The sequence below is a fragment of the Paenibacillus sp. MZ03-122A genome (genome assembly GCF_024213325.1).
GTDB lineage: Bacteria > Bacillota > Bacilli > Paenibacillales > Paenibacillaceae > Paenibacillus > Paenibacillus polymyxa_B.
On the sequence record NZ_JANAVI010000016.1, the window covers coordinates 17,217 to 41,413 of the forward strand.

Annotated in this window: 20 protein-coding genes and 3 pseudogenes; 22 read left to right on the top strand and 1 reads right to left on the bottom strand. The window is 42.5% G+C overall.

All coding sequences use genetic code 11. The features are described 5' to 3' along the window. Window positions 1-40: 40 nt before the first annotated feature. The 6 genes and pseudogenes from NLX74_RS22490 to NLX74_RS22515 form a co-directional block, all read left to right on the top strand. On the top strand, window positions 41-1,261 hold the full coding sequence (locus NLX74_RS22490) for an extracellular solute-binding protein (RefSeq protein WP_254330355.1): 1,221 nt from the start codon (window positions 41-43) through the stop codon (window positions 1,259-1,261). A gap of 34 nt (window positions 1,262-1,295) precedes the next feature. Next, the gene (locus tag NLX74_RS22495) at window positions 1,296-1,463 is read left to right on the top strand and encodes a hypothetical protein (protein ID WP_254330357.1); all 168 of its coding nucleotides are present in this window, start codon (window positions 1,296-1,298) and stop codon (window positions 1,461-1,463) included. A gap of 324 nt (window positions 1,464-1,787) precedes the next feature. Further along, window positions 1,788-3,524: a type 2 periplasmic-binding domain-containing protein gene (locus NLX74_RS22500; protein ID WP_254330437.1), complete on the top strand. Its 1,737-nt coding sequence runs from the start codon at window positions 1,788-1,790 to the stop codon at window positions 3,522-3,524. A gap of 61 nt (window positions 3,525-3,585) precedes the next feature. After that, window positions 3,586-4,500: an ABC transporter permease gene (locus NLX74_RS22505; protein WP_061828414.1), complete on the top strand. Its 915-nt coding sequence runs from the start codon at window positions 3,586-3,588 to the stop codon at window positions 4,498-4,500. Window positions 4,501-4,513: 13 nt separating this feature from the next. After that, on the top strand, window positions 4,514-5,407 hold the full coding sequence (locus NLX74_RS22510; RefSeq protein ID WP_071640877.1) for a carbohydrate ABC transporter permease: 894 nt from the start codon (window positions 4,514-4,516) through the stop codon (window positions 5,405-5,407). 65 nt (window positions 5,408-5,472) lie between these two features. Continuing rightward, window positions 5,473-5,749 (top strand): annotated as a pseudogene (locus NLX74_RS22515) (alpha-amylase family glycosyl hydrolase); the annotation flags it as partial. 283 nt (window positions 5,750-6,032) lie between these two features. Here NLX74_RS22515 and NLX74_RS22520 read toward each other — a convergent pair. Continuing rightward, on the bottom strand, window positions 6,033-6,578 hold the full coding sequence (locus NLX74_RS22520; protein ID WP_165179876.1) for a TetR/AcrR family transcriptional regulator: 546 nt from the start codon (window positions 6,576-6,578) through the stop codon (window positions 6,033-6,035). 304 nt (window positions 6,579-6,882) lie between these two features. On the opposite strand from NLX74_RS22520, the gene NLX74_RS22525 reads away from it, so the two are divergent. The 16 genes and pseudogenes from NLX74_RS22525 (at window position 6,883) to NLX74_RS22600 (ending at window position 23,991) form a co-directional block, all read left to right on the top strand. After that, window positions 6,883-7,932, top strand: a complete 1,050-nt coding sequence (locus tag NLX74_RS22525) for an NAD(P)-dependent alcohol dehydrogenase (protein WP_254330359.1) — start codon at window positions 6,883-6,885, stop codon at window positions 7,930-7,932. Between the two features lie 206 nt (window positions 7,933-8,138). Then, the gene (locus NLX74_RS22530; protein WP_254330360.1) at window positions 8,139-9,341 is read left to right on the top strand and encodes a multidrug effflux MFS transporter; all 1,203 of its coding nucleotides are present in this window, start codon (window positions 8,139-8,141) and stop codon (window positions 9,339-9,341) included. A gap of 178 nt (window positions 9,342-9,519) precedes the next feature. Continuing rightward, window positions 9,520-10,308: a carboxymuconolactone decarboxylase family protein gene (locus tag NLX74_RS22535; protein WP_254330362.1), complete on the top strand. Its 789-nt coding sequence runs from the start codon at window positions 9,520-9,522 to the stop codon at window positions 10,306-10,308. A gap of 14 nt (window positions 10,309-10,322) precedes the next feature. Further along, window positions 10,323-10,784: a cyclophilin-like fold protein gene (locus NLX74_RS22540; RefSeq protein WP_254330364.1), complete on the top strand. Its 462-nt coding sequence runs from the start codon at window positions 10,323-10,325 to the stop codon at window positions 10,782-10,784. 80 nt (window positions 10,785-10,864) lie between these two features. Beyond that, window positions 10,865-11,260 carry a cupin domain-containing protein gene (locus tag NLX74_RS22545; RefSeq protein WP_250261329.1) on the top strand — a complete coding sequence of 132 codons (396 nt, stop codon included), beginning with the start codon at window positions 10,865-10,867 and terminating at the stop codon, window positions 11,258-11,260. 164 nt (window positions 11,261-11,424) lie between these two features. After that, complete coding sequence (locus NLX74_RS22550) at window positions 11,425-12,285, top strand: DUF3737 family protein (protein ID WP_235309815.1); 861 nt, start codon at window positions 11,425-11,427, stop codon at window positions 12,283-12,285. Next, window positions 12,215-13,447, top strand: a complete 1,233-nt coding sequence (locus tag NLX74_RS22555) for a MalY/PatB family protein (protein ID WP_254330365.1) — start codon at window positions 12,215-12,217, stop codon at window positions 13,445-13,447. The genes NLX74_RS22550 and NLX74_RS22555 overlap by 71 nt, the downstream gene beginning before the upstream one ends. Before the next feature lie 555 nt (window positions 13,448-14,002). Further along, window positions 14,003-14,098: pseudogene (locus NLX74_RS25920) on the top strand (SDR family NAD(P)-dependent oxidoreductase); the annotation flags it as partial. 7 nt (window positions 14,099-14,105) lie between these two features. Continuing rightward, entirely contained in the window at window positions 14,106-14,291 is a 186-nt protein-coding gene (locus NLX74_RS22560) for an SDR family oxidoreductase (RefSeq protein ID WP_367997059.1), read from the top strand. Window positions 14,292-14,976: 685 nt separating this feature from the next. After that, window positions 14,977-15,960, top strand: a complete 984-nt coding sequence (locus tag NLX74_RS22570) for a LacI family DNA-binding transcriptional regulator (RefSeq protein ID WP_235309889.1) — start codon at window positions 14,977-14,979, stop codon at window positions 15,958-15,960. A gap of 199 nt (window positions 15,961-16,159) precedes the next feature. Further along, window positions 16,160-17,395, top strand: coding sequence for an MFS transporter (locus NLX74_RS22575; protein WP_254330375.1), 1,236 nt, complete (start codon window positions 16,160-16,162; stop codon window positions 17,393-17,395). An 11-nt stretch (window positions 17,396-17,406) separates the two neighbouring features. After that, on the top strand, window positions 17,407-18,888 hold the full coding sequence (locus NLX74_RS22580) for a glycoside hydrolase family 32 protein (protein ID WP_254330377.1): 1,482 nt from the start codon (window positions 17,407-17,409) through the stop codon (window positions 18,886-18,888). A gap of 878 nt (window positions 18,889-19,766) precedes the next feature. Beyond that, window positions 19,767-19,847: pseudogene (locus NLX74_RS26050) on the top strand (hypothetical protein); the annotation flags it as partial. A 43-nt stretch (window positions 19,848-19,890) separates the two neighbouring features. Further along, a complete protein-coding gene (locus NLX74_RS22590) occupies window positions 19,891-20,007 on the top strand; it encodes a hypothetical protein (protein ID WP_254330441.1) in 117 nt (38 codons plus the stop codon). A 127-nt stretch (window positions 20,008-20,134) separates the two neighbouring features. Further along, complete coding sequence (locus tag NLX74_RS22595) at window positions 20,135-20,290, top strand: hypothetical protein (protein WP_254330379.1); 156 nt, start codon at window positions 20,135-20,137, stop codon at window positions 20,288-20,290. Between the two features lie 266 nt (window positions 20,291-20,556). After that, on the top strand, window positions 20,557-23,991 hold the full coding sequence (locus NLX74_RS22600) for a glycoside hydrolase family 32 protein (protein WP_254330381.1): 3,435 nt from the start codon (window positions 20,557-20,559) through the stop codon (window positions 23,989-23,991). The last annotated feature ends 206 nt before the right edge of the window (window positions 23,992-24,197 follow it).

Genomic DNA, 24,197 nt, shown 5'->3' on the forward strand with positions numbered 1-24,197 from the left:
CCCAGATGAGTCAATAATCCGGGCGAAAGAAGGGAAAGCGATGATTAAGAAGATGGCTGCATGTGTTCTTGTCGTCAGCTTAATTACAGTGACAGTAAATTTCAGCAGCCCATACTTCCGGGAATCACCAATGGGACCAACGAAAACAATCTCGGACACTGCTGCTGCCGATCCATTAGGGAAATATGAACATCCCGTTTCCATCCGGCTGGGATATGTGGTAGACCCAACAGGCGCGGATCTATCCGGAGGAGAAACACTTGAGAAGAATATGTGGAAAACGATGATTAAACAAAACCTTAACATTGATGTCCAGGTATTATGGCAGGTGTCGAAGGAAAATCTGGGTCAGAAAATCGATCTGGCTATCGCCAGCAATGATCTGCCGGATGCCATGATTGTAAATCAGGTGCAGCTGAACGAGATGATCAAGGCTGGAGAAATGGAAGATCTAACCGAGGCATACAATAGCAGCGTATCACCGGAAATAAAAAAAATTATCGATAGCACAAACGGATTGGCTATGGAACAAGTGACCTTCGATGGCAAGATGATGGCTGTTCCTTCTGTGACAGCGGAAGACTTCAGCATGCTCTGGATTCGACAGGATTGGCTGGATCGTCTTGGACTGAAGCCGCCGAAAACGGTAGATGATCTGGAAGCTATCGCCAAGGCCTTTGTGGAGAATGACCCGGATGGAAACAGTAAGCGGGATACGATTGGCCTTGCTTCAAGCACTGGACTGTATAACGATTTCAACAACAGTGCTTTTGCTTTTGATCTAACGCCGATCTTCGCAGCATATGGATCTTTCCCGGGATATTGGCTGAGCAAAGATGGAAAACCTGTATACGGTTCGGTTCTACCGGAAACGAAGGACGCCTTGGTGAAGCTGCGTGAAATGTACGTCAAAGGCCTTCTCGATCCAGAAATGGGCATCCGCAAAGAAGCGGAGGAAACGGTCATTAACGGTCAGGCGGGGATGTTCTTTCAAGGTTTCTATGCTGGGTACTGGCCCCTTCCGAGCGCTTGGCAGAACGAGCCGAAGGCGAACTGGCAAGCATACGCACTCCCGCTGGATGCAAACGGAGCATACCATGTGAAGGTGGATAATCCGTCAAGTTCATTCTTGGTGGTACGAAAAGGATATGCTCATCCCGAAGCGATCATTAAAATTAACAATCTGTACCTTCGTGATGAGTTCAAGTACGGTACGCGTTTTATGCTGAGCCGCAATTTCTTTGCTCCGGCAGATGCATAAAGTTCGAAGCCTTACCTATATACGAACTCCAACGATGGAGAAGGCTTGGGGTGAACTATCGAAACTGGAACATGATACATTTTTGAAAATTATTTTAGGCGCTGAACCAATCGATTCATTTGATCAATTTGTCGAGGAATGGAAGGAACAAGGGGGCGATCAAGTGACTGTGGAGGTGACCGCAGCCCATAATCATCGCTGAAGACCATCATGAATGTGATACGATAAATTCTACATGACACTTTTATAAATCCATTAATCAAGCCGACGGATTCCTGTTTCAGGAGCTGCCGGTTTTTTTGTTCTTCACTTTGATTAGTAAATAAGGATAGACAAATGTATGTCGGTAGGTAGGATAAATGCTTACAAGCCAACTATGGCTTCATGATCCCGAATGAAACCGTATACATTTCTCTATCCAAACAGACGTTCAATCCCTATCTCGATTTGTCTTCTCCGAGTCTTATAATGAAAGCGCAAACAACAATGATAAAGAAATATTCAGAACGAAGGGGAATCGAATGTGATGAGAACTAAATGGTTCATAAAAAGAAACATGTTGACGAGACGTCTGGCCGTGCTGTCGATGTCTGCCTTGATGATTTCAACCCTTGCAGCCTGTGGGGGTTCCTCCAACCCTCCCACTGCGGAGGAAGCGGGCAAGTATGAGGCAACACCGGGAGACCCATTCAGTGCCTATAAAGACGAAATAACCGTAACGATGGGTCGTGTGACTACAGCCAACCCGAAACTGCCGGCTGGAGATACGTATGAGAACAACGCGTATACTCGGCTGGTCAAAGAAACGTTTAACGCTCAGATTAAAGACCAATTTGAAGCCAACGGAGAAGATTACAGCCGTCAGGTTTCTCTCGCCATCGCCTCTGGGGAACTGCCTGACATGATGCGTGTCGATTCCAAGGATGAACTCAAAGAACTGGTTGATAATGATCTGATTGAAGATATGACGGAAATTTACAAACAGTATGCCACAGATAACATCAAGAACATTTACGAATCTTATGAGGGCCGTGCATTAGATAATGCGACGATAGATGGACGTTTAATGGGACTTCCGGCTACTTCCCTAGATTCCGCGCCAACCATGGTCTGGGTTCGTCAGGATTGGCTGGATTTACTGGGAATCCAACTTGACGCAGACGGAGACGGGGCCATCAAGCTGGATGATGTGGAGAAAACGGCCGAGGAATTCCTGAAAAGAGATCCTGGCCAATCCGGGAAACCGGTAGGTATTCCTTTTGTGAACACCCTGAATACAAGTGACTATAATGGTTCCGCCTATACCATGCTGGGAGTTGCCTCCACCAAGGGTGCATTCCCTCAATACTGGTTGAAGGGAAAGGATGGCAGCATTGTTTATGGCTCAACAACAAAGGAAACCAAGCAGATGTTAGGCGTCATGGCAGATTGGTTCAAGAGAGGCATCATCGACCCGCAATTTGGAACACGCACATTTGATGATATTACGGCACTGTACACCAACGGCCAAAGCGGTATTGCTTTTGGACCATGGCATATTCCCGACTGGGGTCTGAGCAGCGTGAAGCAGATGGATAAGAATGCGAAATTCACGGCTTACACTTTGGAGGATGCAGACGGAAAGGTACACGTGGCACACGCCAATCCAGCCAATCAGTTTATCGTTGTGAGAAAAGGATATGAACACCCGGAACTCGCCGTTAAAATAGTAAACCTTTTCTACGATAAACTGGCAAATGATAAAAATGTGGAAACATCTATGCCAGAAGCCGCCAAGTATCAAGAGAACGGCGTAGACGGTTCTACCAGACCTTTTAATATTGAAGTCAACTCGGCTACCTCGCTGCTGGATGATTACTCTGACGTTGTTCGCGGGATTAAAGGGGAGATTAGTCTGGATCAGGTCCGGACAACCGAATCAAAGAACAATATTGAAAGTATCCAAACCTACTTGAGCGATATGGATACGGATAACATAACAGCTTGGTCGAAATATCACTCGCGTATCAACGGAGTGGGACTCATCGACAAACTGACACAGGAAAACAAATTCGTTTGGATGACACCTGCTTTCTCTGGAACTACACCAAGCATGAAACAGACATGGGCTAATCTGACCAAGATGGAGCAGGAATCTTTCATCAAAATCGTGACTGGTGCAGAATCTCTGGATTACTTCGATACTTTCGTTAGCAATTGGAAGAAACAAGGCGGTGACCAGGTGATTCAGGAAATTGAAGACGAGGCCGCATCCGATAAATAAATAATCATGAACTGCTAGAAGGGCTGCGATACGCAGCCTTTCTTCAGGAAGGGGTCCATCTATGAAACAGGGAAATGATAAAGCAAAAGGTCGGTTGGGCACGGGTGCCATGTATCATCTGATGATGCTTCCGGGAATTTTGTTTTTGCTGGTATTCAGCTATGTTCCGATGGTCGGTGTCATTACGGCGTTTCAGGATTATATACCAGCCAAGGGGATGTTTGGCTCCGAATTTGTAGGGCTGAAGCATTTTATTTATATGTTTAAGCTGCCGGACATCGCACAGGTTTTTAGTAATACGTTGGTGATTGCCATTGCCAAGATTCTATTGGGAACCATGATGGCTATCATTTTTTCCATCTTGTTAAATGAGATCCGCATCAAATTCGTTAAAAAATCCGTACAGACAATTGTTTATCTGCCACACTTTCTATCCTGGGTAGTTCTAGCATCCGTGGTTGTTAACATGTTCAGTTTGGATGGGATTGTGAATCAAATTTTGGCTTTTTTCGGTCTGGAGAATATTAATTTTCTCGGCAGCAACACCTGGTTCCAGCCGTTGATTATTGGGACAGACGTGTGGAAGGAGTTCGGTTACAGTTCCATCGTCTATTTGGCTGCAATTACTTCGATTGATCCGGGTCTGTATGAAGCGGCAGGAATGGATGGAGCCAGCTGGTGGAGAAAAGTATGGCATATTACGTTGCCAGGTATGCTGCCTATTATCCTGCTCATGGGAGTGATGAGTCTAACCAATATTTTGAGTGCCGGCTTCGATCAAATTTATAATCTGTATAATCCGGTTGTCTATGAGTCGGGAGATATTCTGGATACTTATGTATATCGGATTGGACTCGTTGGGCGACAGTATAGCTTCGGTACGGCTGTTGGCCTGTTCAAGTCAGTGATCGGTATTGTTTTGCTATTGTCCGCCAACCATTTGGCCAAGAAATACACCGACCGAAAAATATTCTAAGGAGGCAAAGCCTATGCCGTATTCTGTAAGCCTAAAAGATCGAATTGGCCGGTTTGTCATCAATGCCATCGTCATATTGCTGGCATTGATCTGCCTTCTTCCGTTATGGAATATCGTTGCGATTTCATTCAGCAGCAGCGAGGCCGTGTCAGCTAATGCTGTAGGTCTCGTACCAGTCAATTTTACAACAGCAGCGTATACGAAAATTATCGATGATGCTCAGTTCTGGCGTTCCTTTGGCATATCTGTTCTACGTGTTGTGCTTACACTTATTCTCAACATGATTCTTATTATTTTAATGGCATACCCGCTCTCCAAGTCGAAAAGGGAATTTAGAGGTAGAAACATTTATATGAATGTCATGATTTTTGCCATGCTGTTCAGCGGCGGGATGATCCCGAGTTATCTACTGATCAAAAACCTCGATATGCTTAATACAATTTGGTCGCTTGTTCTGCCGGGTGCGGTCCCTATATTCAGTGTCATCCTTGTCATGAACTTCTTCTCCGCTGTACCTAAGGCGCTAGAAGAAGCAGCATTCATCGATGGGGCGAATCCGCTCCAGGTCCTGTTCAAAGTGTATGTTCCCGTGTCCATCCCTGCGCTGGCGACGGTAGCACTATTCAGTATCGTGGGAACGTGGAATGATTTCTTCAGCGGTTTGATCTATATGACCCAAGTCAGCAATTATCCGCTAATGACTTATATTCAGTCCCTTAACGTGAACATTGCGGAACTTCTTCAATCTGGCACCAACTCAGCACAACTCAGCAACTTGACTGAAATTTCAAACAAAAATTTAAATGCGGCCAAAATCGTAGTCGCTGTCATCCCGCTGCTGCTGATTTATCCACTACTTCAAAAATATTTTGTGACTGGAATTGTTGTAGGATCGGTAAAAGAGTAATTGTATGCTGTGACTTGATTGAGATAAAAACACCTATTCGTGTATTGGAAGGGTTGTAATGAACAATGAAAAATAAAAATTGGTGGAAAGAAATCGTTGTATACCAGATATATCCACGTAGTTTTCAAGATAGTAATGCTGATGGAATCGGCGATTTGAAAGGAAGTGTTTCCCGTCTAAGCAAAAAAAGTAAAGAAAATCCGTACCATGCACTATTATGTCCGGAGAGATGGCATTGGAGAAATGCCACCAAACGACTTGGGTTCCATATTTGGTGGTTCAGCTTGGGAATGGGTACCCGAGATAGGACAATATTATTTACATCTTTTTTCTGTAAACCAAATTGTATAGCAACCCGGACGGCAGTGAGTTTTCAATGGTATTTCAATTTTGAACATATCAGATTAACAAGGCTTGAGCTACGAAAATATTGTGCATTATGGTATAAATGAATAATTCAAGGAAATGGGCGAAGTGATTACTGATATATCATTGAGCAAACGAGAAACGTTAGTTGAAAATAGCATGGAGCAGTTTGCCGGTTGGGAGCTGCTCCATTTTTGATAAACTAACGGGCAGTTATCTTCAATCAGTATAGACTCTATTTAACCCATTATTTAACCCTCTATAGACTTCTCTCCAATAAGGCTCCAACTTGTTCAGCCATGATTTGTGGCGGATACGGCATTTCATTTCTAATCCACCATTCTATTACCCCTACATAAGCGGTACCAGCATATTGCAACATAACGTCTTCATTTAAATCCACATTTCTTCCACTTTCTCTATCAATCTCACCTCTGAATCCTCCCATAACATAATCAAGAAGACGAGTTCTAAAAGAGGGGGCTCCTTTACTGGCTAACATAGTCGAAAAAAATAAATAATTTTTCTCAAAATACTCAAAAAAAGGTACAAGTCCATTGCTCCAATCCAGCTTACATGCCCATTCATCCATTTCGCCTAATTCATTCATGTGTGATTCGATCAGTTTATCCAACAAATCATATTTGTCCTGATAATGAAGATAAATCGTACCACGGTTTACGTTTGCCTGGTCTGCAATGTCTTGAATGGTAATGTCATCGAAGTTTTTTACAGCCATCAGTTCAATAACGGCTTTTTTCAAGGATTCTTGTGTTTTTAGAATTCTCCGATCCACTTTTATCATTTAGTCTTTTCCCCCTGACCAACTCAAAATAATGAACACTTTTCGTGATGTTGTTGTTATTTCAACAAATTGCGCTTTTTTAACCATTGAACTTAGGCTTCTTTTTTATAATAATAGACGTGAGTTGATAAAACAACAAGTTTTGTTTATCCGCTCTCTGTGGTTCACTAATATTACCTAAAAGGAGAACTGAAATTTAGAAAGGAGGGATGTTCACTTGGTAGTTAATAAAAAAATGTGAATAATCATTACTAATTTCTAAAAAAGGACTAACAGATAAAATTGTATTCACTGGAGGTTATATATGATTAATGCTAATGCACGTGCTGTGTTCGGTCCGGAAGGTCCGTTCCTACTAACTACAATTGAGCGCAGAGATCTTAAGCCGCATGATGTTCTCATTGAGATCAAGTATGCGGGTATTTGCCACTCTGACATCCATACCGCTCGTGGGGATTGGGGGCCAGTCCAATATCCTATCGTTCCAGGACATGAGATCGCCGGTGTTGTCGCCCAGGTTGGCTCGGAAGTCACAAAGTATACTGTTGGTGACCGAGTAGGAGTTGGCTGCATGGTTGATTCCTGTCGAGAGTGCGAGAGTTGCCGTAGAGGAGAGGAGCAATATTGTCTTAATGGACATACGGGTACCTACGCAGCTATCGACAGATATGGACAATATACACAAGGGGGTTATTCCACCCACATCGTCGTAACGGAAGATTTCGTGGTTCGAATTCCTGACGGCATTGATCTTGATGTCGCCGCTCCGCTTTTATGTGCTGGGATCACAACGTACTCTCCGCTGCGCCATTGGGGTGCTGCTTCCGGCAAGAAGGTAGCAGTTGTTGGACTTGGCGGACTCGGACACATGGCTGTGAAGCTCGCTCATGCTATGGAAGCAGAAGTAACGGTTTTATCTCAAACCTTGAAGAAAAAAGAAGATGGTTTGAAACTAGGAGCGGACCATTATTATGCGACCAGCGATGCGGAGACATTTAAGAAGCTGGCCGGCACGTTTGATCTCATCGTGAATACGGTGAGCGCGAAAATTGATTTGAATGCCTACCTATCACTGCTGGCAGTGGACGGTACCTTGGTTAATGTCGGTGCGCCGCCGGAGGCATTGCCTGTTCAAGTATTCTCTCTTATCCCGCATCGTCGGTCGTTTGCTGGATCAGCAATCGGCGGTATTCGGGAAACACAGGAAATGCTTGATTTCTGCGCTGAACACCACATTACGCCTGAGATCGAGGTTATCTCCGCTAATCAGATTGATGAGGCATGGGAACGCGTACTTGCTTCGGATGTCCGGTATCGATTTGTCATCGACATCAGCACGATGGGGAACGAATAGGGATTCATTGCAGCAAAAAAATATCAAGGGCACGCCGAGTGGTGTGCCCTTGAGTTGGATAAGGAAAAGACATATCTTCCGAAATTTATCTAAGACCCTTTGTATATCGGAGGGGTATACTGTCACAGGGTAATAAAACGACAAAACCTAAAGCAAATGCGTTGGCTTAAAGAATGTGCATTTAATCAATCATAGGAGTTAAAGGAATGAAATATAAGACCCAAAAAAATTCTCTCGGTTTTGCTCTAATATTGGCCACATTCTCGGCGCTGGGGCCGTTTACCGTCGATATGTATCTTGCATCACTTCCGCAAATCGCTGTTTTTTTTGGAACAAGTGCAACTGCCGTTCAAGCGAGTTTAACCACTAGCCTGTTAGGATTAGGGTTAGGACAGTTGATAATGGGGCCTTTAAGCGACATTTATGGAAGACGCCGGCCTTTGTTGATTTCCATGATATTATTTATCCTTTCCTCGATTGGATGCGCTTTTGCACCAAGCATAGAATGGTTTATATTTTTAAGATTTATTCAAGGGGTTGCTGCGTCCGCCGGACTCGTTATTTCGCGCGCTATTGTTCGAGATCGGTTTAGTGGGATTGAAATGACTAAGTTTATATCGTTGCTAACGATGATAAGCAATGTCGCTCCGTTAATTTCCCCTACGGCCGGAAGTACGGTCATGTCATACAGCTCTTGGTTAGGTATATTTATATTTTTAGGGGTGCTAGGTATAGGATTAACTGGGATAACCATATGGGGGTTAAAGGAAAGCTTACCTGTACAGCAACGTGCTCCAAGTAGTCTCCGTTCGTTGATGAAGAATTATAACAGCTTGTTCCGAAAGCGGTCTTTTATGGGATATGCTCTCGTCAATGGCATATTGTTCGCAGGTGTTTTTGCCTATGTTGCAGGTACTCCATTTATTTATCAAAACATATACGGCGTGTCGCCGCAACTGTTTTCGATCCTGTTTGCGTTGAATGGCCTTGCTATTATCTTGGGATCTCAATTCGTCAAACTGCTTGCAGGCCGGGTAACGGAAAGTCGACTTTTTTTGATCGGATTAATACTGTCATTTATATCTTCCGCTGCGGTCTTATTTATAGTACTAGTACATGGAGCATTATCAGCTATGTTTATTTCGATCTTCTTATTCGCCTTATCCATAGGGATCATTGGACCCATCTCTTTTACATTAGCAATGGAGTCGCAAGGGCATATTGCAGGGAGCGCTTCTGCCGTGCTCGGCACCTTACAATTCGCGTTAGGTGCCGTTACGTCTCCGCTTGTGGGAATTGCAGGCGAAAATTCCGCTATACCTTTTGGAATTATTATTTTTTCTACCAGTTTGTTATCTATAATTACCTATATCATTCTGGTTAAAGGGATAAAAATATTATCCGTTTGATGTACTCCATATCAAAGGAGTATTGGCGACTCACTCTATGTACGCACCTACTACGAGCATAACTCCCATTGGTACTAGGCGACAATCAAGGAGGCACCGCGCGAAACCAACACCTAATGTACATCAATAAAGTCGCTCATTGGACTATTTTTAAAAAAAGAAAGGGAGGAACCACGAAATGGCTTATACTAAAATTAGAAATAGAGGTAAATGTATGAATCGAATTGAAAAGAATCAAGTGACGTATAAAAAGCTATTTGGCGATGGAGTGCCAGCGGCATACGCTACTAATCCTGATTTTCAGGACATTCTGAGCCGCTTCATTTTTGGGGAAGTTTTTTATCATGGTGAATTGGACGATAAACAACGTGAGCTTATTACTCTGGTGGTGCTTGCAACGAACCAAACGTTGCCACAGCTCAAGGCCCATACTCAGGCTGCACTGAACGTTGGGCTGACACCGTTAGAAATCAAAGAGGCCATTTACCAATGTGCGCCTTATTTAGGATTCCCCAAAACGCTAAATGCCATCGCGGAGATTAATGAAGTTTTCAAGGCCGAAAATATAGTGTTACCTCTCGAATGCCAAAAGCAGGTTGAAGAAGAGAATCGGTTAGATAAAGGGCTTGCAGTGCAGGTAGAGATTTTTGGCGATATCATTGAAAAAAATAGGGATAATGCTCCATCCAATCAAAAGCATATACAGGACTATCTTTCTGCCTTCTGTTTTGGCGACTTCTATACTCGTGGAGGTCTTGATCTGAAGACACGGGAGCTGCTGACCCTCTGTATCTTAAGCAGCCTGGGCGGTTGTGAAAGTCAAGTCAAGGCACATGTGCGGGGCAATCTGAATGTGGGCAATGACAAGGATATGATGATCACTGCCATCACTCACTGCCTTCCATATATGGGTTTTCCGAGAACATTAAACACTTTAAGTTGCTTAAATGAAATCATTCCGGAATAGCTGGAGAGAATTTAGTGAAGAAACCGATTTCTCTATCCCTTGTTTTTTTGATGACCCTTACCCTCATGGCTTGTGTCGGTAATACCAATGGAGGAAAAACTGTGGCCAATCAAACAACTAATATAAAAATAAAATTGATATTTAACAACGAGGAAGTAATGGTAAGCATGTACGATAATCCGAGCAGCCAAGATTTTTTACAGCGACTTCCAATGACTATAACCTTCGAGGATTATGCTGGAACCGAAAAAATCAGCAGGCTAGAGAAAAGATTGTCCATTGAAGCTGCGCCGTCAGGCATCGATCCTTCCGTTGGAGATTTTATTTATTATTCTCCTTGGGGCAATTTGGCTATATTTTATCAAGATTTTGGTTATTCAAGTGGACTTGTAAAGCTAGGTCATATTGAGGTCGGAGTTGAAAAGCTTGTAAAAATGAACGGCAGTTTCACGATGACGATTGAGCAAGCCCAATAGTGTTAATGATTCCTGAAAAGTAAGAAGTCGATAGCATCGCGTTGGATAATAATAAAAATATAAGAAAGCAGGGATAAAAAATGAAGAATGAGCACTTAAGCAATAGCACACTCTTCCCATTGGGTCAAAAAGTCGAAAAAAATTTTATCGGTGACGCATACTTACAAATGGTGTTTACCGATCCAGCACCACTCAATACAGCAATTGGGAATGTAACCTTTGCTCCCGGTGCCCGTAATAACTGGCACTCTCATCATGCAGGGCAAGTGTTGTTAGTTACTGGCGGTGAAGGGTGGTATCAAGAAGATGGAAAGCCAGCCCAATTACTCAAAACAGGCGATGTGGTAAACATTCCACCAAACGTAAAACATTGGCACGGTGCTACGAAGGACAGCTGGTTTGTTCACTTAGCTCTTACACCAGGACAAACAGATTGGTTAGAACCCGTAATGGATGAAGATTATACTAAACTTTAATATAAATGAAGTAACACACAGAAACGGCAGACATCAATGCTGCCGTTTCTATTGAAGCTTCTCATAAACCAAGAACCCTCGGTTTCTAGTCTGCGGATATTCATCAAACGAATATGAGGTCAGGGAATATTTGAAGCTAGTACTGAGTGATTGGAGACAGTATTATGCAAACGATCGATCAACAAATGCTTACTGGAGAACGAGCACTTTTCAAAAGAAGCAATCTAACTATTACCAATTCTATTTTTGCAGATGGCGAGTCCCCACTGAAGGAAAGCAACGATATTACTATCGATAATAGCATTTTCAAATGGAAGTATCCCTTATGGTATTGCAATAATATTCGTGTTAGTAGCAGCACTTTCCTTGAAATGGCCCGATCAGGAATATGGTATACACATCAAATTGCCATCAGTGACAGCGTAATAGAGGCACCAAAGATATTTCGGCGTTCGAGCGGGATCCGACTGACAAATGTCGATCTACCCAACGCGCAAGAAACCTTATGGAATTGCGCAGATATTCACTTGAATCATGTAACCGCAAAAGGCGATTATTTTGGAATGAATAGCGCAAATATCACCATCGACGATTTCACATTGGCAGGGAACTACGCATTCGACGGAGCAAAGAATATGGAGATTCGCAATGCAAAGCTTATTTCAAAGGACGCTTTCTGGAATTGTGAGAATATCACCGTTTATGATTCATTGATCATCGGAGAATATTTAGGCTGGAATTCGAAGAACATCACGTTTATCAACTGCACCATCGAAAGCAATCAGGGAATGTGCTACATGGACCGTCTCGTGATCGAGAACGGAACGATTCTGAATACCGACTTGGCATTCGAATATTCAACCATTGAGGTGGAAACCAAGACCTCAATTGATAGCGTGAAGAATCCAATCTCCGGAAAAATCAAAGCGAAGGATATCGGCGAAATCATCATCAATGACAAAGAAATCAACGCTGCCTACACCCGATACGAGCTGGATAAAGCAGGTGATCGATTTGTCCTTTGATTTTGATAAAATGACGAATCGTTTGCTCACTAACTCTTATAAATGGGATGTTGGTCCGGGAGAGCTGCCGATGTGGGTAGCGGATATGGACTTTGAGACTTCGCCGGCTATAGTCGATGCTCTGCAAAAGAGATTAAACCACCGTATTTATGGATATACCTCGATACCAGATACTTACTATGATGCAGTTGCCCGATGGTGGGAAAAGAGACATCACTATCCGATCCAAAAAGAATGGATTATGTTTTGCACGGGTGTAGTGCCAGCGATATCATCGATCGTGCGCAAAATGACCAAAGCCGGCGACAAAGTGCTTATGTTTGCGCCTGTCTATAACATTTTCTACAACTCCATAAAGAACAATCAACGAGAAGTTCTCGTAAGTGATTTGGTTTACAAAGACAACCGATATTCGATTGATTTTGACGATGTGGAGAAGAAGCTAGCCGATCCTGACACAACGCTTATGATTTTCTGCAATCCGCATAACCCAATAGGCAAAGTGTGGGACACACAAGTTCTTGAGAAACTCGGCACGCTCTGCGTCAAGCATCAGGTCCTTATCCTTTCCGATGAAATTCATTGCGATCTAACACACCCAGGCCACCAATACATTCCATTCGCATCCGTATCGGAAGAGATCGCCCAAAATTGCATCACCTGCGTGGCGCCGACGAAAACTTTCAATCTTGCAGGAATTCAAACTTCGAGTATTATCGTGCCCAGTCTGGAGATCGGCAAACTCGTACACCGTGGCATTAATACCGATGAAGTGGCCGAACCTAACTTTTTTGCGATTGAAGCGGCAATCTCGGCCTTTACGGAAGGCGAGCCCTGGCTGCAAGCTTTATTGGAATATCTTATGGCAAACAAGCAATATCTTGAACATTTTCTGGCTAGTGAACTGCCCCAGCTCCAAATTATCCATTCGGAAGCCACTTATTTAGCTTGGATTGATTGCCGAAACATAACTCCTAATGCAAGTCAACTGTGTAAATTTATAAGGAAAGAAACGGGACTGTATGTCTCGGAGGGTGCCATTTATGGCGGCAATGGACACGAATTCATTCGATTGAACTACGCGTGCCCTAAGAAACGACTAATTGATGGATTGCAGCGCTTGAAAATTGGGATTCAGGCATATCAAAGATTGGACGATTGATTCAATCACGGTTACTGGACACTCCTCCACGAAACGAATGGAAAATCTGCTTTAGAGATGCGTAAAAAATTCGTTAAGTTAGCGATCGAAAAGTTATATATTATGATCAAACTGAAATCGATTTGACCTCTTTGACGGCCACAATGCGGTCATCGTTATTAAGCGTTTTGAACCATTAAGTGAAATATAAATGATTAAAACCCGGGACCTTATCCATCTGGAAGGAGCCCTGAGGTTTTTTGTTATTGAGTAGGAAGGCTTGTCTGTAGTAATACGATGCGGTCTCAAAATCTTTTTAGTGATAATAAGCCTCAGCTATAAGGATATACAATTCGCTTATTTTTTTGTGCGCTTGCTTTTGTTGATATATGGTGCGAGCTAAAAAGAAGTGATCCAGAGCTTGTGCTAGATTTCCATAGCGAGAGTTGATTTGTCCTATTAAAATATTGAGCTGGACTTTTAAATCCAGATTCATATTTACATGCAAAAATTATCACAGATCCTTTGTGAAGAAGGCAGAATTATTAATATTTCCTCTGTAGCGGCTTTAGGAGAGGAAGCTTCGGCCCTCATTATGGTGCTTCCAAGGCCGGATTGATTGGATTAACCAAATCTTCAGCCCGTGAGCTGGCAAAATACAATATTAGTGTGAAATGTAATCGCGCCGGGCCCGATCGCTTCGGAAATGACAGATTCATTAAATGTCGCTGTGATGGAAGGGATTATCGGGAATACGCCGCTGGGTCGCCTGGGTAAAAAATCCGAGGTTGGGGAGCTTGTGCTCCAACTTGCCAATCCGAAAATTGGTTATCTCACTGGACAAACCATTGTCATGGATGGATGACGCTATATGCAATAATCATATTCGCTTTTTGTTGTATACTACCAGTTTCCCATGTAAAGCATGCCTCCCAAAAGCGGTAACACAGCCCCATCTTCTTCTACGAAATCACACATAAGATTCATTCCATTATGGTACGTTCATATATTAGTCCATATAAAATGACAAAAATCTCGGGATGTATACACTTAAATGGATACATTTATCCATATTCCACAAGATAATAATTCAACCAAGTATATTCACAAGACGGACACAGTGATTTGAAAGGAATTACACAAAAACTTGATTACTTAAACGATGGCAAGCCCCATTCGGGGTGGATTTGGAGGTCAACTGCCTCTGGCTTATGCTCCTAATCCGTCTCCAAGTTACCATAAATATGATGTAACTGATTACTATCAGTATACCCGCTGTGTGGGAGTCTAAATGATTTTCGCACCTTGATGGAAGAAGCGGACCGAAAGGGAGTCAAGGTTTCATGGACCTTGTTATCAATCATTCAAGCAGCGAACATCCATGGTTCAAGGAGGCAGTAGCAACCTACAAAACAAATACCACTGCATATGGATGATATTACAGATTTGAATGAAAAGGGCTCGTAGGGTCAGATGTTTTTTCACGTTTAACCATGTTAAAATAATAGAATAATTGGAGACTTGGCATGGAGAGAAGGCAGGTTGAATCAATGAAACCAAAACTTAACGATGTTGCACAATTAGCTGGAGTTTCACCAACTACAGTTTCTCGCGTACTTAATAATCGTGGCTATATCAGTCAAGAAACGAAGGATCAAGTTCATAAAGCGATGCAGGAACTGAATTATTTACCAAATGATGTGGCTCGGTCATTATTTAGTAAACGAACAAATCTAATTGGATTAATCATTCCAACTACAAGCAACCCATTTTTCGGAGAGCTGACTTTTCATATAGAGAATATTTGTGCGTCATTAGGCTATAAGCTGTTGCTTTGTAACAGTTTGAATCAGTTGGATAAAGAAGAATCTTATGTAGATATGCTTATGCGAAATCAAGTTGACGGTATTATCGTCGGTACACACAACAGAGGTATCGTAAATTATGAACAGAAGAATATTGCCGTCATTGCGATCGATCGCTTCCTATCCGATTCAATCCCAGTTGTTGGATCGGATAATTATATGGGTGGAAAACTGGCGTCAGAGTTGCTTATTGAAAAGGGATGCAAGCATATCTTACACATCAACGGCCCTGTTGAATTGGAAACACCGGCAAGCTTAAGAAGAAAAGCATATGAAGATGTGATGGAGCAGTATGGTCGAAAGGCAATTACCTATGAAGTACACGATCCCTTCCACCAACAGAATCACGATGAACCGATTAAACGCTTGCTCGATGAACATCATGAAGTAGATGGATTGTTTGCGAGTAATGACTTGGTGGCTGCGTCTTTTATTGCTGAAGCAAGAAGAAGAGGAAAACGTGTTCCTGAAGATATTCGCGTAATTGGATATGACGGAACAGAAACAACCCGCAATCTTCTCCCTGAATTAACGACAATTCAGCAACCAATACAGGAGATCGCGAGATCTTCCATAGAGTTACTTATTAAAGAAATTGAAGGTGGATTTAGTGATGTCCCGCGAGAAACCTATCTACCAGTGAAACTTATTGAAGCTAGTACAGCTTAATACAATTTTCATAGTTTCAGCATTGTGATATAAGATGGAGCTATCCTTATTAGAGTAATTGAAATCAAAGAGGAGAGCTCTTTTCCTTTTAGAAATATGTCAAGCGGTTGACATATGAAAGCGGTTGACATATAATCGATCTGTAAATACGGAAGTGCTTTCATTTACATTAAATGTTTAACTTAGAGGAGCGTTCGATATGAGAAAGTCAAAGAGCTTGTACTGGAAACTAAGTGCCTATTTCTTCTTTTTCTTCTTTACTTGGTCAGCAAGTTACTCATTGTTCTCCATCTGGCTAGGGCAAGAAATCAGTCTGAATGGTGCTGAAACAGGTGTTATCTTTACTGTAAACGCTATCTTTGCACTATGTATGCAACCGCTTTATGGCTATATATCTGATAAAATTGGATTGAAGAAGCATATTTTATTTCTAATCAGTTCTTTACTCTTATTTGTTGGTCCTTTCTATATCTATATCTATGGGCCGTTACTTCAATACAATGTATTTCTCGGCGCCATTATAGGTGGATTATACTTGGGTATTTCTTTTTTGGCAGGAATCGGAGCCATCGAATCTTATGTCGAGAAAGTCAGCCGAAAATATGGCTTTGAATACGGAAAATCTCGTATGTGGGGCTCGCTAGGTTGGGCAGCAGCTACATTTTTCGCTGGTCAACTCTTCAATATCAACCCTAACATTAACTTCTGGATTGCATCCGTATCTGCTGTCATTCTGTTTATCATTATGGTGACAATTAAAGTTGAAATGACAGATTCCGAGATGGAGCGAGCAGAATCTGTTAACTTTAAGCAAATCGGCTATTTGTTTGCAAATAAGCATTTATGGTTCTTCATTTTATATGTTCTTGGTGTTACCTGTGTTTACAATGTGTATGACCAGCAGTTCCCGAATTACTTTTCATCGACGTTCTCAACGGTTGCTTTAGGCAATCAAGTTTACGGTTACTTAAATTCCCTACAAGTATTCTTGGAAGCAGGCATGATGTTCTTAGCACCTTTCATTGTCAACAAAATTGGAGCAAAAAAGGGTCTGATATTGGCAGGGTTCTTGATGGCGTTCCGGATCATGGGTTCAGGCTTAGTTATTGGACCTTATGGTATCTCAGCTATGAAATTGATTCACGCATTGGAACTGCCAATCATGCTGATCTCCGTATTTAAGTACTTGGCTGCTAATTTCGATACGCGTCTGTCTTCGATTTTGTATCTGGTGGGATACCAGTTTACGAGTCAGGTAGGAGCTTCGATCTTCTCGCCAATCGCCGGTATGTCTTATGACATTAGAGGCTTTGCAAATACGTACGTGATTATGGGTGTTTTTGTATTTGCCTTTACAACAATCTCAATCTTTACCTTAAAGAAAGAACCGAAAAAGCTGAACCCCAAGCCTAACAAGCATATTGAAACAGCATAGGAGGAAGACAGATGAACACATATAATAACAATACGAAGCAAGCTGAGGAAGCATTGAAACAGGCAGAAGCGAAAATGAACAAGCGGTACCGATTAGGTTATCATATTATGGCACCAGCAAACTGGATTAACGACCCCAATGGATTAATTCAATTTAAAGGTGAGTATCACGCCTTCTATCAGCATCATCCTTATGATGAGAACTGGGGTCCAATGCATTGGGGTCACGTGAAGAGTAAAGACCTTGTACATTGGGAGCATTGTCCGATTGCATTAGTACCTGGAGATGCGTGTGATCTTGATGGCTGCTTCTCAGGAAGCGCAGTAGATAGCAACGGCGAACTGACATTGATCTATACTGGCCATCACTATATTGATCAAGCAAACAATATCTTTTTCCAAAATCAAAATGTGGCAGTAAGCACAGATGGCATTCATTTTACAAAACTAAGGCAGAATCCCGTAATCGCTGAACCTCCGATAGATAGCTCCCAGCATTTCCGTGATCCGAAGGTATGGAAGCATGAGGATACATGGTACATGATCCTAGGTAACAGCACGAAAGAAGATCTGCCGCGTGTTATTCTATATACATCTCCTGATCTTAGAACTTGGACCTATCATGGTGTGCTTCTGCAGGGAGATAAGAATATGGGCTTCATGTGGGAGTGCCCTGATTTCTTTGAACTGAACGGTAAGCATATATTTATGTTCTCCCCACAAGGTATTGATGCGCAGGGAGATAAGTACAATAACTTGTTCCAGACGGGATATTATGTTGGCGATTATAATTATGATAGTAATGAATATAAGCATGGAGAGTTCATCGAGTTGGATAATGGTCATGACTTCTATGCGGTACAAACTTTTCTAGATGATCAAGGTCGCCGCATTGCGATTGGTTGGATGGATATGTGGGAATCGGATATGCCGACGAAAGCAGACGGCTGGTGTGGAGCAATGACGGTCCCACGTTTAGTTACGTTGGGTGACAATAATAAAGTACTGATGAATCCAGTAGAAGAAATGAAGTTACTTCGTCAAAGTGAACATATTTTGTGTCAATATGGCGCCATTTCTGGAAGTTACTTTAAGGAAGTTGAAGCCGACCTGCTTGAACTTAAGGTAGTGTTCGACCTCACGAAGTCAAGTGCAGACCTGATAGGCTTGAAGTTTCGTGGAACAGGTCGAGAAGAAACGTTTATCACATATTCTATTCCGGAGCAGAAACTTATGCTTAATTGTTCTAAATCAGGTAAGAAGACAGATGGAGTACGTCAAACAGCCTTCAATGCTGAGGGGCAGCTGACATTGCATGTATATCTGGATCGCTCATCCATTGAAATGTTTGCGAATGAAGGGCAAGCTACGATGACAAGTCGCATCTATCCGAGTGAGAAATTGCTAGGCATAGAAATCATAACGGAGGGTGGAGAGGCACTAGTAAATGAATTGACCTATTGGAAATTGAAAGATATATGGCAAGCTGAATAACTCAATGAAAAGATTGCAGTTCATATTTGCAAAAGAAAAGTAAGATTTTATATCGCTAAATTACTTAAGATAATCGGATTAAAGACGACACTGCAGAAAATATGTAGTGTCGTTTTTTTAAGGCGATAGAAATAATATTTTTTCAAGGCAAATGAGTGGATATTTAGTCTTGAATGAAGAAGCATAAAATTGTAAAAATCAGAGGTAAATAGAAAAATAAACATGAGCATCTTAGTCACCCTTTAGTCAAAATAGGGTGACTAAGGTGTCAAATAAAGTTGTGAGTTCTGAAGCAAGGGCGTTCATGGATTAATGAGCGTCCTTTTTTCGTTCCTGGTTGCAACCTAGGCTTGGTTTAAGGGAGGGTTCCAGATAGGGAAGAAATCGGACCGTTTGCAGGAGGATCGGACGTGTTGTAGCTGCCGCGGCGAGACCAAGAGCTTGGTTACTTTGCCGGAAAGAACAAGAACTTGTGAACATTTGTAGATACATTTAGTTTACAAAATAAAGAAGGACGATTAGATAAAATTAAATAAAAGTTGCCATTTTCAAGTTATTTAATATATTTTTGTGCAAATGTAAAATCAACAAACTCATTTATCCAAAAATATGTGAAATGTAGTAAAAAAAATTGACAATTGCACGCTATTGGATTATTTTGGTTCATAAGAGATGCATTTTTCAGGTACACTAAGCAGTTCTGCACGCATTCCAATTTAGTTGCCAAGCTAGTTGAATCACTTCTATTAAGATCCTAAATAACCTAAAAGGAGGGTGAGTAACATTAAAGAAATACATTTATCTGGTGAGATAAGTAGCAGAAAAGGATCAGTGAATATTTTTTATAAAGATAAATACAGCCCCAATTACACTATTAGCCTAAGGAAAATTGGATGAATGATCCCAACGGCATGGTTTACCATGAAGGAGAGTACCACCTGTTCTACCAACATACCCCTTAAGATACACAGCCAAGGTAACCCTGTTTTGTTCCCAACGAAAATGCTAGACTTTCGTGATCCGCAGGTGTTTTGGTATGACGAATCGTCAATGTGGGTAAGGGTTCTTGCCGTAAGAGACCGTGTAGAATTTTACACGTCTTCGAATCTTAAGGAATGATCTTTTGCAAGCGATTTCAATTCCGATATTCCGGGTATCCATCGAGAGATATTTTTGAATGTCCTGAGGTATTTAAAATCCAAGTGGATGAAGATCCCAATATCACTAAAGTGGATTCTAATGCTAAGTGTCGGGGATAGAAATCGTGAAAATCCAAACGATTCAGAACCACCGGCAGGCGGCCGTGACCTGGGATGGCATTCCGAACGAGGACGCACGAAAGTTTTGGGTCGGCTGGATGAACAATTGGCGTTATGCTTCCACTCTTTCTTCAGAAGAATAGCGTGGTCACATGTCAATCCCCCGAGAGATACAGCTTAGGACGTATTCGGAGGGAATTTGCTTAATCCAAACACCCATAAGTGAATTAAGTCAGCTAAGAGCTGTTCCCGTTGATTCGAAAGGCTGTGCTACAGAATCTGAACGGCTATGTAAGCTCTAGTGTCATACTGGATCACATTGTTGATTATATTGTGCTGCCAGGACTCGCCCAGTTAAGCTCGAGTTGCTGACCGCTACTTTCAATTCCATTAGAAAAGAGGGTAAGGAATGAAAGATAAATCTAAATTCGCAATATGTCTTCTGATGGCAACGGGGTTAGCTCTGACTTCAATTGGCGTTTTTACATCTAATCCGGCTACGGGTTGGGCTGTGTTCGCTGATCAGGAAGCAAGTAAACAGGCAAAGGAGGAGCTTTCCATTTTTGAAAACGCTACCAAATCAAACACCAATTTGACAGGCTGGCAAGTGAAAGGGAAAGGGAAAGGGTTATTAGAGTATACTTCAGAAGGAATCTTGCTGACTTCGCAGCCTAAAGAAAATGTAACGGCCATCTCCGAGACGGTGTCCGATGATTTTATCTATGAAGCTGATGTCAAGATCAGGGATGCAAAGGCAGACGCCACGTTGTTGTTCCGTTCTAATGAGGATGGTTTTAGCTCGTACATGCTCCAAATCATTCCGGGTACAGGTCTGATTCGGTTAAGAGATGCAAGGAATGGAGATGGGAAATTAAAGGAGGAGCGTAAAGTTTCTGTTGAAGCGGGGCAGATCTATCATCTCAAAGTGAAGGCAGTGGGTTCCTCGCTAAAAGTATATTGGGGCAATCAATATAAACCTTTGATTGATGTTCAGGACATTACGTATCGAAGCGGAAAGCTGGGACTTCATGTATGGGATGGATCCGCCTTGTTTTCGAACATCGTGGTGAGCGATCTGAAAGGTAATTTGGGTACAGTGGTTGCAAGTAAGGGAAAATGGCAGCCTGATATCAGCGGCAAAAGAGGGACGATAGCACATGAGAGCAAGGCACAGCAAATCTATAACAAACAGGCGGATGATATTGTGTATGAAGGGAATATTATCCTTCGTCCTGATTCTGTTGCGGCTCTCGCATTTCGTTCCTCCGCCGATGGATCTGATGGATATGAAGCTACTCTTACGAAGGAAGGAGATCAGGTCCGTGTAAGTTTGACGAATACGAAAGGAACAATAATTGCAAGTTCACTGCGTACTTATCCGAGTCAGATGGGAGCCAAACATCATGTGGAGATCAAGGCAAAGGGAAATCGAATTCAGGTCTTCCTGGACGGATACACTACGGCCGCGATCGACGTGAAAGATTCAACCTACACGAATGGAAATACCGGAATCGTCGTCAATCAGGGGACGGCTTACTTCCAGGATACTTATGTGACGGAATCGAGCCAATATTATAACGAAATATATCGTCCTCAGTATCACTACACGCCAATACGTGGTTCAGCAAGTGATCCGAATGGACTTGTCTACTTCGAAGGAGAATATCATCTCTTCCATCAGGATGGAGGCACATGGGCGCATGCTGTCAGTAAAGATTTGCTGAACTGGAAGCGGCTTCCGATTGCACTTCCGTGGAATGATCACGGACATGTCTGGTCTGGATCGGCTGTTGCGGATATGTCGAATGCATCCGGTTTATTCGGGGATTCAGGAGGCAAGGGCCTTATTGCATATTATACTTCCTTTAATCCGGATGGCCCGAATGGGAACCAGCGTATAGGTCTGGCATACAGCAAGGACCAAGGTCGCACTTGGGAATATTCGAAGGACCGCCCGATCGTGATCGAGAACACAGGTAAGAGCGGAGAAGACCCTGGGGGATGGGATTTCCGCGATCCGAAAGTGATCTATGATGACGAGAATAACCGATGGGTTATGGTTGTGTCCGGAGGAGATAATATTCGTTTCTATACGTCAACGAATTTACTTGACTGGACATTGACAGATAATTGGGGATACGGGGATTACGTCCGCGGAGGTGTATGGGAATGCCCTGATTTGTTCCAGCTTCCGGCAGACGGAACGTCACAGAAGAAGTGGGTTATGATGATCAGTACGGGAGCGAATCCAAAAACTGGTGGATCAGATGCCGAGTATTTTATCGGTCATTTAACAGCTGATGGTAAATTCGTGAATGATAATCCGGCGGGTAAGGTGCTAAGGACAGATTTTGGTAAAGAATTTTACGCTTCGATGTCTTTTGCTAACATGCCTGATCATCGCAGAGTGATGATGGCGTGGATGACGAATTGGGACTATCCGTTCGCTTTCCCAACGACGAATTGGAGAGGTGAACTAACCATTCCGAGAGAAGTATCATTGGTAACGACCGAAGATGGAATTCGGATGGCACAAAGTCCAATTAAAGAATTGGAATCATTGCGTAAACCGTTGTACTTTGCTTCTAACAAAGGGGTGAGTCCTTCTTCCGGGAACCTGCTAAAAGGCATTATTTCAGGTGCTTACGAAATTGAAGCTGAAATTGAAATCCCTGAAGCCAGCACAGTGACCGAGTTCGGCTTTAACATTCGTGAGGGTGCAAATCAGAAGACGGTTGTGGGTTATACCGCAAGCGAGAGTAAAATGTTTGTGGACCGAACTGCATCTGGAGTAACGGACTTTTCCAGCCTTTTCAATAAAAAACATGAAGCGCCGATGCAAATGGAGAATAATCGGGTCAAGATGCGTATTCTTGTGGATGAGTCTTCCGTTGAAGCCTTTGGTAACGGCGGCAAAGTCGTCTTTTCAGATGTTATATTTCCGAATCCAGCCAGTAGAGCGATGAGTTTTTACGTGAAAGGCGGGAATGTGAACGTTGTTTCCTTGAAAGTGCATCAACTTCAATCCGTCTGGAATGAGGACATTAATTCAAAAGCTCAGATAAAGATGGATACGAGGGTTCGGGAACTGGGTATAGGGGAGTCGGACACACTGCAGGCAATGGTCGAGTACAGACCAGGTTTTGGCGTTCAACCGCTTAAGTGGGAGTCCAGCAATAAAGAAGTAATAGCCATAGACGTAATAGACAATTCACAGGCGGTTATTGAGGCGAAAAAAGAAGGGGAGTCCACGATCACCGTATCTACTCCGGATGGTAAAGCATCCGCTAGTGTGCTCGTTAAAGTCACAGATGGTGAGTTCCGAACAAACCTGAGTGGATGGACCAAAGATCTGTCTGCTGCTTCATGGTTAGTTAGCGAGAATGGGATTCGTGGTAATTATTTCAGCGATGCGAATTATATCGCTAAAGAGAAGGCTGAGAATTTTACGTATGAAGCAGACATGATGCTTGGTGAAACAGGAGGGGCAGGTTCTATTTTGTTCAGGGCTAACGAGGATGGGCGCAGTGGTTACTATCTGAATCTAGACCCTAACATGAAGGCGATCCGTCTGTTCTATAAAATTAATGGAGGATTTGAAGAACGGCAGGTTCTTGCGAAAGTACCGACTTTCATTCAGCCATGTCAAACTTATAAGGTGAAAATAGAAGCGAATGGGCCGCATATTGTAGTTTATGTGGATAGACAAAAAGTCATAGATGTAATGGATGGCACTTTTGCAGAAGGCCACTTTGGACTTCATGTATTTGGCGGCTACGCATCTTATCAAAACGTCAATGTGAGCAACGATGAACTTGCAAACATCATCATGTCAGCCTTGTAAATGCCGCAGCACAGAAATCGATTTATACAGTAAATTACTTCTTCTATCGTTGAATAATTAGGGTCGAATATAGGGGACATATTTTTATTCATACGGGGTATGGTGGATGGACGAAGATGTAGAGAACCAATCTCGTGGCGATGCGTTTTATCATTTTGCCTTAAAGGTCACCTAGAGATTAAGATAATTAACAGAACACGATGGTA